The sequence below is a fragment of the Agrobacterium sp. LR_9 genome (assembly GCF_041954855.1).
In the GTDB taxonomy this organism is placed as follows: domain Bacteria; phylum Pseudomonadota; class Alphaproteobacteria; order Rhizobiales; family Rhizobiaceae; genus Agrobacterium; species Agrobacterium leguminum.
Genome location: NZ_JAVAYA010000002.1, coordinates 167,858 through 182,142, shown reverse-complemented (window position 1 = coordinate 182,142; position 14,285 = coordinate 167,858). Strand labels below are relative to the sequence as shown.

Here is a 14,285-nt window from a genome sequence, read left to right as displayed (position 1 = left end):
TGCGGCAAAACCCTGCTCAGTCGGTGGCGGTGTCCATCTTCGAGCGTCCGGCGCGAAAACGCTGTATGAGCGCATAAAGCGCCGGGTTGGATTTGATCAGGCTCTTTGTCCGGGCGATGGCGACATAGGCTGAGGCCGCAACACGACCCTTCAACGTCACCGGCAGGAATATATCGTGCTGCACGGTGAAAAGCGGGCACCAGCTGCGCTTATAGAGCTGGTCGCCCACGCCGAAATCGAAGATCGCCGCCTTTTCGCGGCATGCCCTTTCGATCATCAGCCAGAACAGCAATTCACCGGGGCTGAGTTCCGAAACGGATTCATCGATCGAACCGAACTGGCAGATGATGTGATCCTGCTTGCGCGAAAGGCCGGCGATCGCGGCGATGACGCCCTCGCTTTCGCCATGCAGGCGAATGGCATGCAATTCCAGCAGACTGTCCGTGCCCGTCTCGGGAAAATTGGCCAGATCGTAGAAGAAATCCCGCACCGATTGATCCCGAAACACATCCGGAATGCCCTGCGAGGCGAAACGGGCAGCCTTCTGGCGGAAAAATGCCTGCAGCAATTCGCACTTTTCCTGTGGCGACCGTGCGATCACATGGCTGTAACCGCCCATTTCCTCGGCCCTTCGGCTCTGGATGCGGAATTTCTTCCGTCGCCTCTTGGCATTGACCTGCCGAAGCGTGGCCTCGAAACTTTCGAACAGCGGAAGCTGGAAGGCCGGATTCTGGTTTTCGACGGAAGCAAGATGCGAGAGGGGATTGGTCCTGTTGCGCCACGTCAGCGGTATGTTCTGCAAGGCCAGGATATCGGCCCGGCCATGCAGCAGATTCCGCGCTTCGCGGGCAATCGCCGCTGCGATTTCCTGTCCGGCCTGTTCGGCAAATGAGGGGTCGAAAAGCCCCGTATTGATGTTGTTGAAACGGCCGCCGGGAAAACGCGCCTTGCGGATGCCGCCTTCCAGTACGATTTCGAGCGGCAGCAGAAAGATCGTCTTGCCGCCCTGACGGCCGCGAAGCGTCAGGAGCGCGCTGTCCTGCGTCTGCGCCCAGATGGAGCACCAGCCGAAACCCTGATGCAGCGAATTGAGCGGGTCGTTTTCCAATCGCTCCCAGTCGGAGCGGATGGTGGAAGCGTCATCGACCAGATCGATCAACAGACGATCAGAACTCCGCCGCTCGTTTTGCACGGCGGTCGGTGCTTGCTCGTCGCTGATAAAGACCGGCCCCTCCGCCGCCATCCACTCTCTCCGGTTGTTTCGGTCGGACTATATCGCTGAGCGGCAAACAATCGGTTTATAAAATTGCGACCTCAGGGTGTCATGCGATGGCTGGCGCTTAACCCTGCTTTTTGGGTCCGGCCATCCATTTGATGATCAGCATCGCCGGCAGAACCCACAAGATTCCGGTCAGCACGAAATAAGCGAGATGCACCCACCAGGGCGATTGCGCCAGCGCCGCCGATGCAATGGCCGTCGCCACCACGGCGTAAACGACGACGAGGCAGATGATGACGATGGTGCCGATAAGCGATCTGAGGCGAGGGTGCATGAAGTCTTCCGTCATTGAGTATCTGCGCGGGACTATAGCGCCGCGACCGCATGCCGCAAACCCTGAGGCCTTGTTTTGTGGTGCCGGTTGGGGCTAATCAACATGACTGTATGAGGGAGACCTGAAAGATGCGTTCGAGCGGCATGACGATGGCAAATGGTTCTGCGGAAATGGTGGTGGAGGCTGCCCTGCAGAAACAGGAGAAGGACCGCCGCCTGCTGCGCATCTGGCTGCGCGTCGTGCTTTTCACGCTCTTCTGTCTGGTCCTCGTCGGCGGCGCCACGCGGCTTACCGAATCCGGCCTGTCGATTACCGAGTGGAAGCCGATCCACGGCGCCATTCCGCCGCTTTCAGTCGCCGAATGGGAAGAGGAATTCCAGCTCTACAAGCGCATTCCCCAATATCAGGAAATCAACAAGGGCATGTCGCTCGACGAGTTCAAGACGATTTTCTGGTGGGAATGGGCGCATCGCCTGCTTGCCCGCACCATCGGCGTCATCTTCGCTTTGCCGCTCGCCTTCTTCTGGCTCACCGGCCGCGTCGAAAAGCGCCTGCGCCTGCCGCTGGTCGGCCTTCTGGCGCTTGGCGGCTTTCAGGGCTTCATCGGCTGGTGGATGGTCTCTTCCGGCCTCGTCAACCGCACCGACGTCTCGCAATATCGCCTTGCCACACATCTGACCATCGCCTGCCTCATCTTTGCGGGCTGCATGTGGATTTTGCGCGGACTATCGCATCATTCGCCTGATGCCGCCGACGAAAAGACGGGCAGGGGTTTTGCCGCGCTGCTGACGGTGCTCTGTCTCTTCCAGATCTATCTCGGCGCATTGGTGGCGGGGCTGAATGCCGGCCTTTCCTATAATACCTGGCCGCTGATGGACGGCTCGCTGGTGCCGGGCGATCTCTTCCTGCAACAGCCCTGGTGGATCAACCTCTTCGAGAACCCCAAGACGGTGCAATTCGTCCACCGCCTCGGCGCCTATACGCTGTTTGCCGCCACGCTGTGGCATATGGTGTCGATGGCGCGCGCCTTGCCCGGCACACCACACGCTCGCCGCGCGGTGCTGTTCTTCGTGCTCGTCTCCATTCAGGCGGCGCTCGGCATCACCACGCTTTTGATGCATGTGGATATTCACGTCGCGCTCGCTCATCAGGGCATGGCGCTGATCGTGCTCGGTTTCGCCGTCGCCCACTGGCGCGGTTTTATCGGCGAATATCCGGCGCCCGTTGCGGTCGAAGTCAGGGACTGAGGCGGCTTAGAACTGCCCGAGCACCGTTTTGATGGTGGCCGCGACGGCGAGTTCGTTGTCGCGTTCCTCCGCATTGCCATCCTCTTCGTGCCACGCGGCAGAAAGGCAGCCATAGGCAAAGGCGTATTGCAGCAATAGCCGTTCGTCCCGTTGCAGAGCCTTCGCAAAAATCGCTGCCATTGAGGCGATGCGCGCCTCGCTGCGGGTGAGGTCGAAACGGTCGAGCGGATTGGAGAACATATTGGCGACATCGAGCGCCGCATCGCCGATCAGGCCGGCCGGATCGATGATGATCCAGCCGCGTTCACTGCGCATGATGTTCTCGTGATGCAGATCGCCGTGCAGCGGCTTCACATCCCGTTGCTGGCTGATCAGTGCCTGCGCCAGCGTGGCCGCCTCGATATAGGGGCTGTCCACGCCGTCGGTACGGTCCTGTTCGGCCTTGCGGAACAGGCTCTCGAAATAGAGCGGTAGCGTCAGCAGGCTTGAAGGCGGCTGCTGCTGCGATGGCTGGTGATATCTGAGCAGGACATCGGCGGCGATTTCCGTGGTGGCATCGTCGTTGCCGTCGCGAAACAGCACGTCGCGCAGGGTCTCCGTGCCAGCATGTTCCATCAGCAGAATATCGTCGGAGCGGTCGAGCAGCTCCACGCAGCCGATGCCGGCGCGCCATTTAATGAAATCCGCGCCGCGAAGGCTGTCCTTCAGTGCTTTCTTTTTCAGAACCTTGGCGACGGCGAGGGAACCGTCGCCGCGCGTAAGCTCGTAAACCACCCCAGCCGGCGTATCGGCAATAGGTTTCGCGGCCTCGATATTCCACGAGGCCGGAAAAGGGGGCGGGGCAATCTTCATGAGAAAAGTCTCATGCGGAGAGCATCAGTTCCATGTTCTGCACGGCAGCACCGGATGCGCCCTTGCCGAGATTGTCGAGCAGCGCGACGAGGTTGATGTGTTCGCCGCCCGGCGTACCGAAGACGAAGAGTTTCATCGTGTCCTTGCCTGCCAGTTCCTCGGCGTCGATGCGAGCGAGCCCCTTGCTTTCGGCAAGCGGCACCACGTTGACGATGTCCTGTCCCGCATAGTGGGCAGTCAGCGCCGCATGGATCGTTTCCACGGTCGCGCCTTCCTTCAGGTCGGCGGCAAACAGCGGCACCTGCACGATCATGCCCTGCGGGAAACGCCCGACGGAAGGCGAAAACAGCGGTGCGCGGTCGAGCTGGCCATGAATGGTCATTTCCGGCACATGCTTGTGCTTGAGCGTCAGGCCATAAAGGAAATTATTGGCGCTGATCGCGTCATCGCGACTCTGGTCTTCCATCTGGGCGATCATCTGCTTGCCGCCGCCGGTGTAACCGGAAACCGCATTGACGCTGACCGGATAACCGTCCGGCAGCAGGCCTGCGGCGCGCAGCGGGCGTAGAAGCGCGATCGCGCCGGTCGGGTAGCAGCCCGGATTGGCGACGAGACGGGCGGAACGAACCTTCTCGCCCTGTTCCTTGTCCATTTCGGCAAAGCCATAGGCCCAGTCCTGGTGAACGCGATAGGCGGTCGAGGTATCGATAATGCGGACATTGTTGTTGCCGGCCACCATCGAGACCGCTTCCCGGGAAGCATCGTCCGGCAGGCAGAGGATCGAAATGTCGGCATTGTTGAGCATATCCTCGCGCATCGCCGCATTGCGGCGCTCGGCCTCGGGTATGGACAGCAGCTCAATATCGCGGCGACCGGCAAGGCGCGTGCGGATCTGCAGACCCGTGGTGCCGTGTTCGCCATCGATGAAGATCTTCGCTGTCATGTCCTTGTCCTGACTTTTCAGAGGGTTGCGAGGGTAATCGGAATCAGTTTGGCAGGCGCCGTTGTCTTTATCAGCCAGCCTTGGCCAGCCGTTCGGCGCGCAGGCCAAGCATATACATTGCAACGGTGGCTCCGGCAATGGCGGTAATATCGGCATGGTCGTATGCGGGCGCGACTTCCACGACGTCCGAGCCGCGAATATCGAGCTGGCCAAGCCCGCGCAGAACGGAGAGAATTTTGGCACTGGTCGGCCCGCCGGCCACCGGCGTGCCCGTTCCCGGCGCAAAGGCGGGATCGAGGCAATCGATATCGAAGGTCAGATAGGCGGGCATGCCGGCAGTATGTTTGACGATCAGCGAGGCGATATCGCTCGCCCGCATTTCCTCCACCTCATAACCGTGGAGAATGCGAATGCCGAAATCGTCAGGCGCGTGGGTGCGGATGCCGATCTGGATGGAGCGGTCGGGGTCGATCAGACCATCGCGCACGGCGCGCGCCACGAAGGAGCCGTGGTCGATGCGCTTGCCGTCATCGAACCAGGTGTCCTGATGCGCATCGAACTGTACCAGCGCCAATGGCCCATGCTTGGCCACATGCGCCTTTAAAAGCGGCCAGGTAATGAAGTGATCGCCGCCAAGCGTCAGCAGGTAATCTGTCTTGGAAATGATCCGGCGCGCTTCCTTTTCAATCGTATCGGGCGTTTTCCAGTGATTGCCATAGTCCAACAGACAGTCACCATAGTCGATGGTCGGCATATGGGCGAAAAGATCGCGCGCGAAAGGATATTGCGGATCGTTGTCGAAGATCGCCGACGCGCGGCGGATCGCCTGCGGCCCGAAACGGGCGCCGGGCCGGTTGGAGGTGGCCGCATCGAAGGGAATGCCCCAGATGGCCGTGGATACGCCCTTGAGGTTCTTGGTATATTTGCGCCGCATGAAGGAGAGGACGCCCGCATGGGTCGGGTCGGTGGCGGCCGATGTCAGGGTCGTTGCGGTGAAGGCATGGTCGATGGTTTTGTTGGGCATTATTTATCCGCCTTTTCTGCAAGATCGGCGAAGTTGCGAATTTTGATCGCGCGGCCGTCGAAGCGCGCGACGATTTCAAGTTCGCCGCCCATCGCCTCGATGAACCGGCGTAAGGTCCCAACATACATATCAGCGCGCTTTTCCAGTTTTGCGACGGAGCTTTGGCCGATATCCAGCGCCTGCGCTATTTCGTCCTGCGAGAGTTTCAGCGCCCTGCGAACATCCGCAAGGTCCATTTCTTCTTCCAGACGATCTGCTTCGGCTTTCGACTTAACACGCGCGTCGTCCGACATCCGGTTGCGCAACCGCGCAAAACTGTGCCTACCGCTCATTGTGTTTCTCCTTTTCAAGCTCGGCCAGATGCTCGTCATAAAGGTCGTCGGCAATCGGGATCATGCGGTCATAAAATCGTTTGTCTCCCGTCTTGTCGCCGCCAATCAAGAGGATCGCCATTCGACGGGGATCGAAGGCATAAAAAATCCGCAACGGTTTTCCGCTACTCTGGATTCGCAATTCGCGCATATGCGCGTGACGCGATCCATAAATGCCGCTCGAATAGGGGAACGGCAGTCGAGGGCCGCGTTCTTCCAGTTTCTGAACATGAGCGTCGATGCTGATGTGTTCGCTTTCTTCAAGCGTTTCCCACCATGTTCCGAATTCGTCCGTATACTCGACGACATAATTCATGAGGCGATATTATTCCCTTGAGGGAATAATTCAAGATGCCGTCGGGGACAAAATAAAAAAAAGGCGGAGCCGAGGCCCCGCCTTTCGAAGTTCTGAACGAGCCGTTCTGAGAAGCGATTAGCGCTTCGAGAACTGGAACGAACGGCGGGCCTTGGCCTTACCGTACTTCTTACGCTCGACAACGCGGCTGTCGCGGGTCAGGAAGCCACCCTTCTTCAGAACGGAGCGCAGGCCCGGTTCGAAGTAGGTGAGGGCCTTGGACAGACCGTGACGAACGGCGCCGGCCTGACCGGACAGACCACCACCGGCAACGGTGGCGATGATGTCGAACTGACCCGTGCGGGCAGCGGCGACGATCGGCTGCTGAAGGATCATCTGCAGAACCGGACGTGCGAAATACGTGGTGAAATCGCGGCCGTTGATGATGATCTTGCCAGAACCGGCCTTGACCCATACGCGGGCTACGGCGTTCTTGCGCTTGCCGGTCGCGTAGGAGCGGCCGAGGGTATCAACCTTGCGGACATGCACGGGAGCCGAAGCTTCCGATGCCGGGGCGAGGTCTTTCAGAGAGGAAAGATCGGCCATTATCAGGCGCTCCTTACGTTCTTCTTGTTAAGCGCGGCCACGTCGAGAACGGTGGGCTGCTGTGCTTCGTGCGGATGGTTCGAGCCGGCGTAAACGCGCAGGTTCTTCATCTGGCGACGTCCGAGCGGGCCGCGCGGGATCATGCGCTCGATGGCCTTTTCAACGACGCGCTCCGGGAAGCGGCCTTCGATGATCTGGCGAGCCGTACGCTCCTTGATGCCACCCGGGTGACCGGTGTGCCAGTAGTACTTCTTGTCGGAGTACTTGTTGCCGGTGAAGGCAACCTTTTCCGCGTTGATAACGATGACGTTGTCGCCATCATCAACGTGGGGGGTGTAGGTAGCCTTGTGCTTGCCGCGCAGGCGGGTTGCAACGATGGTGGCGAGGCGACCAACAACGAGGCCTTCGGCGTCGATGATGACCCACTTCTTCTCCACCTCAGCAGGCTTCTGAACGAAAGTAGACATGAATTTCACTTTCTAATGTGGACCCGTCATCCTCTTTATGAAAGAGCATACGGGCGTTTCTTGTTGCTTGGTTTGGTTGCCGTCAAAGGCAACCGCAAATGACCCTATTCCGGCTGGAATCCGATCTGGCGCGCTTATACGGTGCGCGGGCGAAAGCGTCAATATGACGGATTCTGGAGGGTGTAAAAATAAGATAGCAAAAACAATGACTTGATAATGGGGTATTATTTTACCTCATCCAGCGCCCCCGTTTTATCCCAGTCGCATCACCAGAACGCCCGCTGCAATGATGCCTCCGGCAAGATAACGCCAGATGCTGGCACGTTCTTTCAGGATCACCACGGAGATCACCAGCGCAAAGAGAATGGAGGTTTCCCGGAGCGCCGCAACCACGGCGACGGGCGCCTTGGTCATGGCGTAGAGCGCCAGCCCATAGGAGAGAATGGAGCCGCCGCCACCGATCAGGCCGCGCCACCAGTTGCGCCGGACATGGTCCGCGACCGGGCCCACGCCGCGCTGGTAAAAGGCGAAACCGAAAAGCAGCACGGGCGGCAGAAGCGACATCCACAGCGTATAGGAGATGGCGTTGCCGGAAAGCCTTGCGCCGACACCGTCGACGAAGGTGTAGGATGCGATCACGAAGGCGTTTAGCAGGGCGACCATGATCGCCTTTCCGCCACCGCGTCGCGCCTCGAAAGCGAGCGTCAGAATGCCGCCGGAGATGACGGCGATGCCGGCAAGGGCCAGCGGGCTTAAAATCTCGCTCAGGAACAGGCTGCTCGTCGCCGCGACGATCAGGGGCGCCACGCCGCGCATGACGGGATAGACAAGGCCGATGTCACCGATCGTATAGGCGGCGGCGACAAGCCGGAAATAGGCGAATTGCAGAACGGCCGAAGCGATCAGGAAAGGAATGGCGACCGGCGCGGGAAATGGCAGGAAAGGCAGAAACGGTAGCGAACAGGCCGCAGCGCCCGCCGCGATCAGCGAGGCGTCCAGCGATTTGTCGGATCCGGCTTTGACCAGCGCATTCCATCCGGCATGCAGCATCGCGCCCAGGAGCACCAGAAGAAGAATGTCAAATGTCACAATAGAGACTCGCTCGCGGGCTACTTTGAGCAACCTACAGCATCGGCTTGAAAACCGGAATCGATTTTCGGCGAGGGCGGCAAGCCTTTCCCGATTGTTCGAGCACGCTTTTTTCGCCCGGGAAGCCGCCCGCAAGCGGCATGTGGTCACCGCGGAAACTGCAACGCGCGTAAAATTTATGCTTTGTGCATGTCATGGCGCCGGGGAATGATTTTGCGTCGAGATCATGTGATGTTCTGCTCATGATTTCATCCGCCAGATGGAGGCATGAGCGTCCGACGCACAGCTTCTGGTTTCGCCTCGAAGCGAATTTTCACTGAAAATACTACCAAATTTGTCAAATATTGGTGCGCAGTGCGCTGTGACGCTTTGGGCGCAAGATGTATCAATCGGACCACGGTGCGCGTGAAAAACAATTTCATATCTTCCATGAACTGTAATCTGTAACGTTGTAGACTTCTATGTAGTTTGATTTGCAGAATAACTTTCTGAAAATTAGATATCTCTAATTTTCCTGTGAACGGAATGAAAACAAACAGGAGACGAAGAGCGCATGAATTGCACGCTAATGTTGTTTTGGCCCTTATTTGCGCCAATTCGCACCATTTTGAAAACTGGACAAAAATAGTCAGTACAACCGCCATTCCGGCGTTTGGTGAAATCATTTTGCGTGGGCGAAAACGTGCCGCTGCGCGGCGAGGTGTCTGCCGCAGCGGCAATTTTTCAGCCGTGCAGGGGTTAAAGAGAGCGAAGAACCTTCCTAGATGGAGGGGGGGACGCAACCGGTAGCGTCAGGTATGTGTCGGTGGAATTATGCGGGAGACGCTATGCTCGCGGCGCTTTTAAATGGCGCAGCTGCATTGGTATTCTTCAAACCATGCGACGCTCCAGAAGGGATAAGTTGACATGCAGCATGATAGTTACGAGCCCGACTACCTCAGAAGAATTCTGACCGATGTCAAAACCATCGCCCTGCTCGGTGCTTCGCCCAACCCGGACAGGCCGAGCCACGGCGTGATGCGCTTCCTGCTGTCCCGGGGGTATCGTGTGTTTCCGGTCAATCCCGGCCAGGCAGGCAAGGAGATATTGGGGCAGAAGGTCTATGCCAAACTCGCCGATATTCCCGAGCCGGTGGACATGATCGACGTTTTCCGGGCGCCGGAATATTTGTCGGCAATCGTCGAGGAGGCGATCTTACTGCCGGAGCGGCCAACGGTAATCTGGGGCCAGCTTTCCGTTCGCGATGACAATGCCGCCGCCAAGGCGGAAGCCTACGGTATGGAAGTCGTGATGGATCGTTGCCCTGCAATTGAGTATCCCCGTCTCAATATTGTGCGATAGTTGGTACGGATCGGACTTATCATTTGGCGGCAAGGCATTATGATCCCTCCGAAATTCCAATTGGAGGAAACATCATGCCGAGCAGCAATCCCGGGTTTTCGACGCTGGCCGTTCATGCGGGCGCGCAACCCGATCCGACCACCGGCGCGCGTGCCACGCCCATTTATCAGACCACGGCCTATGCTTTTCGCGACGCCGATCACGCCGCCGCCCTGTTCGGACTGAAAGAGTTCGGCAATATCTACACCCGCATCATGAACCCCACTCAGGCGGTTCTGGAAGAGCGCGTGGCAGCACTTGAGGGCGGCACGGCCGCGCTTGCCGTCGCGTCCGGCCATGCCGCGCAATTGCTGGTCTTCCATACGCTGCTGCAATCCGGCGACAATTTCGTCGCCGCCCGCCAGCTCTATGGCGGCTCGATCAACCAGTTCGGCCATGCCTTCAAGGGCTTCGACTGGCAGGTCCGCTGGGCCGACGCCACCGATCCGGCCAGCTTCGAGGCGCAGATCGACGAGCGCACGCGCGCCGTCTTCATCGAAAGCCTTGCCAATCCGGGCGGAAATTTCGTGGATATCGCCGCAATCGCCGATGTTGCCCATCGGCATGGCCTGCCGCTGATTGTCGACAACACCATGGCGAGCCCCTATCTGCTGCGGCCGCTGGAACACGGCGCGGATATCGTGCTGCATTCGCTGACGAAATTCCTCGGCGGCCATGGCAACTCCATGGGCGGCATCATCGTGGACGGCGGAACCTTCGACTGGTCGGCGACGGACCGATATCCGGCCCTGTCACAGCCCCGGCCGGAATATTCCGGCGTCGTGCTGCACCAGACCTTCGGCAATTTCGCCTTCGCCATCGCCTGCCGTGTGCTTGGCTTGCGTGACCTCGGCCCGGCGATCTCGCCCTTCAACGCCTTCCTCATCCTGACCGGCATCGAGACGCTGCCGCTGCGCGTTCAGCGCCATTCCGACAATGCGCTTGCCGTCGCGAAATGGCTGAAGGCGCATCCCAAGGTTGGCTGGGTGCATTATGCGGGGCTGGAAGACAGCGATAACCACGCTATCCAGCAGCATTATTCGCCAAAGGGGGCGGGCTCCGTCTTCACCTTCGGCGTCAAGGGTGGTTATGCGGCCGGCAAGGCGCTGGTGGAAGGACTGCAACTCTTCTCCCATCTCGCCAATATCGGCGACACTCGCTCTCTCGTCATCCACCCGGCCTCCACCACCCATGCGCAGCTGACACCGGAACAGCAGACGGCCGCCGGCGCCGGGCCGGATGTGGTTCGCTTGTCGGTCGGTATCGAGGACGTCAAGGACATCATCGCCGATCTCGAGCAATCGCTCGCCAAGGTCTGATGTGGTTGCTCACGCGAGTCTGGTGACCGCGTGACCCCCAGTGATATTTAAGTGTGATTGAGAGGCCGCCGGAAAACCCTGAAAACAGGGTGCTTTCGGCGGCAGCGGATTTGAGTGTAGGCCCCCGCCGTCCCATCGCGAAAGATGCGCCATATGAAAAACCGAACCGGGATGCTCCGTATTGTCGCCCTTCTCCTTGCGATCGGGGTTGCGGGTGTGGCTGACATACAGGTCGTAGCTTCGGTTTCGCCGGCAAAGGCCGAGGCGGAGTATTTCCCGACGCAGCAGGATTTTGTCGGAAAATGGAAGCTCACCGGTGCAACCAGCCGCCCGCCGCGCGATATGAGGACTGCGCCCGCCGCCCAGCAGGAAGCGGATGCGACACTGTTCCAGGAAACGGTGACGACATTTTACTCCGCGTTTGATTATCTGGAGATCACGGCGGACGGTCGCTACAATTTTCATCAACCCGGCGATCCCTCAGGTTCATGCGTCTGGTGCGGCACATGGTCCTTTGACAAGAGTTCGCTGTGGCTGAAGCTGGATACCGCGCCCCGGCTCGATATCTACGCGAAGGACGGCGATATACAGATGACGTACACCGCTGAACCCGACAAGAAGTCGAAATACACCTGGCTGGTTTTCGGCTGGACGAAGATGGAGTAGGCGTCTCATTTCCTCGGCGGTAACGCCCAACCGGAATACCCAAGACTGTTTGACGAAGCGCTCAGAATTGAGCAAAGCTGTATGGCCAACCATATTTGACGGACAGGGGACGTCATGACGAATTTTCTGTCCTTCGATGATATCGCCGAGCTGGAATACGGTGCACCCGCCCCGGAAAGACTGATTTCCGGCGATCCCAAATTCACCACATGGAATATCGAGGAAGCTCCGGGCGGCATCTATGCCGGCATCTGGCAGTCCACGCCCGGCAAATGGCGGGTGGTCTATGACGAATGGGAATATTTCAACATTCTCGAAGGCCATTCCATCCTGACCGAAGACGGCGGTGCGCCGCGCGATCTGAGACCGGGCGACCGCGTTATCCTGCGTCCTGGCTTTACGGGCACGTGGGAGGTCGTCGAGACGACGCGGAAGGATTATGTCATCCGGCTCTGATGGCGCGCTACCAGCGTGTCATGACGCCGAGCGATGGAATTTTCTCGTCGATAGATATCAATGCCATGTTTTCTAAAATAGATTGAGCCGCAAGAATTCGATCGAACGGATCGCGGTGTTCGCCCGGCAGCATGGCGCTTCGAACCATATGAGCGCTGTTGATGGGAAGTTCGAGAAAGCCTTCCTGTTCGATTACACCTGCAAAATCAGGAAGTATGAGCGACGCACCGGGCAAACGGCCTCGTGCGAATTTCGTGGCAATTTCCCATGCCGAAGCCGCGCTCACATAGAGGTCATTATTGGGGTCGCTGATGATTTCGCGCGCATCCGGCGAAAGCCGGTCATGGTCATTCAGCCACCAAAGCAGTGCATGGGTATCCAGTAGATATTTCATTCGGTCTCGAACTCTTTAAGTTCGTCTTCCGTCAGCGGTTCGAAGAACTCAGGTCCGACGACGAGCACGCCCTTGAAACGCCCCGGAACGCGTCGGCGTTTTTCGTGTGGAACAGAGCCCGACTTACTCTCCGAAAGACCCACCGCATCCAATTGACGTGATAGTCTCTCAAGATGCGCCTCCAGTTCGGTAAAAACGACCGGAGTGGGCAGCGTCATATCCGTTTTTTTCTTCGACTTGGTTGCCAAGGCATTTGCCTCATCACTATTGGACGAAAATACCATAGCGCATCGGGGATGATAAAAAAACTACTTCACCACGCCAGATCGAGCCGCTCCAGACCATGGAAATGATAGACATCCTTGACCCTGGGCGGCTCGGCGATCTTCAGGCCCGGCAGGCGTTTGAAAAGCAGGGGCAGGGCAAGATTGAGCTCCAGCCTTGCCAGCGGCGCGCCGATGCAGAAATGGATGCCGGCGCCGAAGGAGACGTTGGCGCCCTCGTTGCGGTCCGGCCGGAAGGTCAGGGGATCGGAAAATTTTGCCGGATCGAGATTGGCGGCGGCGAGGATGAGGCTGACCTTGTCGCCGCGCTTGAACGCGACGCCGTCGATTTCGACGGGTTCCAGAACCCAGCGCTGGAAAATATGCACCGGCGCGCAGATGCGCAGGGTTTCTTCCACCGTGCGTTCCGTGGCGGCATCGTCGTTAAACAGCGTCTCGGGGGAGATGCCGCTTTCCAGAATGATGCGCACGGAATTGCCGATCTGGTGCACGGTCGCCTCGTGCCCGGCATTCAGCAGCACGATGGTGGTGGAGATGAGCTCGTCGTCGGTCAGATACTGGCCCTTGTGCTCCGTATGGATCATGTGGCTCAGCAGATCGTCCTTCGGCTCCGCCCGCCGCTCGGCGATCACGCTGCGCACATAATCTGAAAACTCATGCGCGGCCCTGTCGGCCAGCAGCTCGTCTTCCGGCGTGCGTTTGAACATATACATGCCGACATAGGCGTGCGACCATTTCAGAAGCTGTGGCCCCATCTCCTCGGGAATGCCGATCATGCGGGCGATCATCGTCACCGGAATGATATCGGCATAGGAAGAGAGCAGTTCCGTCTCGCCCTTGCTTTCGAAGGCGTCGATCAGCCGGTTGGCGAGTTCCTCGATTTCCGGCTTCATCTTGTCGACATGCCGCGACACGAAGGCCCGGTTGATGAGCGTGCGCAGCCGCGTGTGCTCCGGCGGTTCCAGTTCCAGAAGCGAATGCTGCTCGGCGGCGTCGAAATGCTTCACATGTTCCAGCGGCTCCGCCAGGCCGATCTCTTCGCGGTTTGCCACATGCAGGATCTGCCGCCCGAAGCGGCGGTCGCGCAACAGCGCGCTCACGTGGTCGTATCCGGTGAAAAACCATTGCCGCTGTTCTTCCCAGTAGAAGGTGGGACATTCAGCGTGCAGGGCCGCATAGACCGGGTTCGGATCGCTGTAGAAAGCCGGGTCGCGGGCATCAAGGGAAATGCGGCGGGTGGCGGGATCGATTTTTAGAAACGGAAATGTCGCTGTCATGCCCATGGTCTATTCCGCGCGCGGCGCTTTGGGAAGGGAGGGAAATCCCTTCCGGATACCTC

General features: G+C 58.9%; 18 protein-coding genes. 5 read left to right on the top strand and 13 right to left on the bottom strand.

The genetic code is table 11. The features are described from left to right. Positions 1-16: 16 nt before the first annotated feature. Both uppA and RAC79_RS03275 read right to left on the bottom strand, forming a co-directional pair. The gene (gene uppA / locus RAC79_RS03280; protein ID WP_174039067.1) at positions 17-1,243 is read right to left on the bottom strand and encodes a polysaccharide biosynthesis GNAT family N-acetyltransferase UppA; all 1,227 of its coding nucleotides are present in this window, start codon (positions 1,241-1,243) and stop codon (positions 17-19) included. A 97-nt stretch (positions 1,244-1,340) separates the two neighbouring features. Further along, positions 1,341-1,553 (bottom strand): DUF2842 domain-containing protein, encoded by a 213-nt coding sequence (locus RAC79_RS03275; protein ID WP_020811154.1) that lies wholly within the window; start codon positions 1,551-1,553, stop codon positions 1,341-1,343. A gap of 143 nt (positions 1,554-1,696) precedes the next feature. On the opposite strand from RAC79_RS03275, the gene RAC79_RS03270 reads away from it, so the two are divergent. Beyond that, on the top strand, positions 1,697-2,800 hold the full coding sequence (locus RAC79_RS03270; protein ID WP_174039122.1) for a COX15/CtaA family protein: 1,104 nt from the start codon (positions 1,697-1,699) through the stop codon (positions 2,798-2,800). A 6-nt stretch (positions 2,801-2,806) separates the two neighbouring features. Here the strand turns inward: RAC79_RS03270 and RAC79_RS03265 are convergent, their stop codons facing one another. The 8 genes from RAC79_RS03265 to RAC79_RS03230 all read right to left on the bottom strand — a co-directional run bounded on the left by RAC79_RS03265 (position 2,807) and on the right by RAC79_RS03230 (position 8,447). Next, the gene (locus RAC79_RS03265) at positions 2,807-3,652 is read right to left on the bottom strand and encodes an aminoglycoside phosphotransferase family protein (protein WP_174039068.1); all 846 of its coding nucleotides are present in this window, start codon (positions 3,650-3,652) and stop codon (positions 2,807-2,809) included. Positions 3,653-3,662: 10 nt separating this feature from the next. Beyond that, positions 3,663-4,595: an N-acetyl-gamma-glutamyl-phosphate reductase gene (gene argC / locus RAC79_RS03260; protein WP_035217708.1), complete on the bottom strand. Its 933-nt coding sequence runs from the start codon at positions 4,593-4,595 to the stop codon at positions 3,663-3,665. 70 nt (positions 4,596-4,665) lie between these two features. Next, positions 4,666-5,619 carry an agmatinase gene (gene speB, locus RAC79_RS03255; RefSeq protein WP_174039069.1) on the bottom strand — a complete coding sequence of 318 codons (954 nt, stop codon included), beginning with the start codon at positions 5,617-5,619 and terminating at the stop codon, positions 4,666-4,668. Beyond that, positions 5,619-5,990, bottom strand: coding sequence for an XRE family transcriptional regulator (locus tag RAC79_RS03250; protein WP_223215619.1), 372 nt, complete (start codon positions 5,988-5,990; stop codon positions 5,619-5,621). Before RAC79_RS03250 ends, speB begins: the two co-directional genes overlap by 1 nt. Next, positions 5,941-6,306, bottom strand: a complete 366-nt coding sequence (locus tag RAC79_RS03245) for a type II toxin-antitoxin system RelE/ParE family toxin (protein WP_020811160.1) — start codon at positions 6,304-6,306, stop codon at positions 5,941-5,943. Before RAC79_RS03245 ends, RAC79_RS03250 begins: the two co-directional genes overlap by 50 nt. A gap of 117 nt (positions 6,307-6,423) precedes the next feature. Further along, the gene (rpsI, locus tag RAC79_RS03240) at positions 6,424-6,891 is read right to left on the bottom strand and encodes a 30S ribosomal protein S9 (protein WP_003521540.1); all 468 of its coding nucleotides are present in this window, start codon (positions 6,889-6,891) and stop codon (positions 6,424-6,426) included. Positions 6,892-6,893: 2 nt separating this feature from the next. After that, the gene (gene rplM, locus RAC79_RS03235; protein WP_003502335.1) at positions 6,894-7,358 is read right to left on the bottom strand and encodes a 50S ribosomal protein L13; all 465 of its coding nucleotides are present in this window, start codon (positions 7,356-7,358) and stop codon (positions 6,894-6,896) included. Between the two features lie 252 nt (positions 7,359-7,610). Further along, positions 7,611-8,447, bottom strand: a complete 837-nt coding sequence (locus RAC79_RS03230; RefSeq protein ID WP_080856254.1) for an EamA family transporter — start codon at positions 8,445-8,447, stop codon at positions 7,611-7,613. Between the two features lie 906 nt (positions 8,448-9,353). On the opposite strand from RAC79_RS03230, the gene RAC79_RS03225 reads away from it, so the two are divergent. From RAC79_RS03225 to RAC79_RS03210, 4 genes are all read left to right on the top strand, one after another. Then, complete coding sequence (locus RAC79_RS03225) at positions 9,354-9,788, top strand: CoA-binding protein (RefSeq protein ID WP_125145969.1); 435 nt, start codon at positions 9,354-9,356, stop codon at positions 9,786-9,788. Positions 9,789-9,862: 74 nt separating this feature from the next. Then, a complete protein-coding gene (locus RAC79_RS03220) occupies positions 9,863-11,146 on the top strand; it encodes an O-acetylhomoserine aminocarboxypropyltransferase (RefSeq protein WP_142844873.1) in 1,284 nt (427 codons plus the stop codon). A 153-nt stretch (positions 11,147-11,299) separates the two neighbouring features. Then, positions 11,300-11,812, top strand: coding sequence for a hypothetical protein (locus RAC79_RS03215; RefSeq protein WP_174039071.1), 513 nt, complete (start codon positions 11,300-11,302; stop codon positions 11,810-11,812). A 114-nt stretch (positions 11,813-11,926) separates the two neighbouring features. After that, positions 11,927-12,268 carry a cupin domain-containing protein gene (locus tag RAC79_RS03210; protein WP_059752625.1) on the top strand — a complete coding sequence of 114 codons (342 nt, stop codon included), beginning with the start codon at positions 11,927-11,929 and terminating at the stop codon, positions 12,266-12,268. A 7-nt stretch (positions 12,269-12,275) separates the two neighbouring features. Here RAC79_RS03210 and RAC79_RS03205 read toward each other — a convergent pair whose 3' ends face one another. The 3 genes from RAC79_RS03205 to RAC79_RS03195 form a co-directional block, all read right to left on the bottom strand. Beyond that, positions 12,276-12,662 carry a type II toxin-antitoxin system VapC family toxin gene (locus tag RAC79_RS03205; RefSeq protein ID WP_059752628.1) on the bottom strand — a complete coding sequence of 129 codons (387 nt, stop codon included), beginning with the start codon at positions 12,660-12,662 and terminating at the stop codon, positions 12,276-12,278. Continuing rightward, on the bottom strand, positions 12,659-12,910 hold the full coding sequence (locus tag RAC79_RS03200; RefSeq protein ID WP_142844875.1) for a hypothetical protein: 252 nt from the start codon (positions 12,908-12,910) through the stop codon (positions 12,659-12,661). Before RAC79_RS03200 ends, RAC79_RS03205 begins: the two co-directional genes overlap by 4 nt. 65 nt (positions 12,911-12,975) lie before the next feature. After that, positions 12,976-14,229, bottom strand: a complete 1,254-nt coding sequence (locus RAC79_RS03195) for a cytochrome P450 (RefSeq protein WP_174039072.1) — start codon at positions 14,227-14,229, stop codon at positions 12,976-12,978. Positions 14,230-14,285 lie beyond the last annotated feature (56 nt).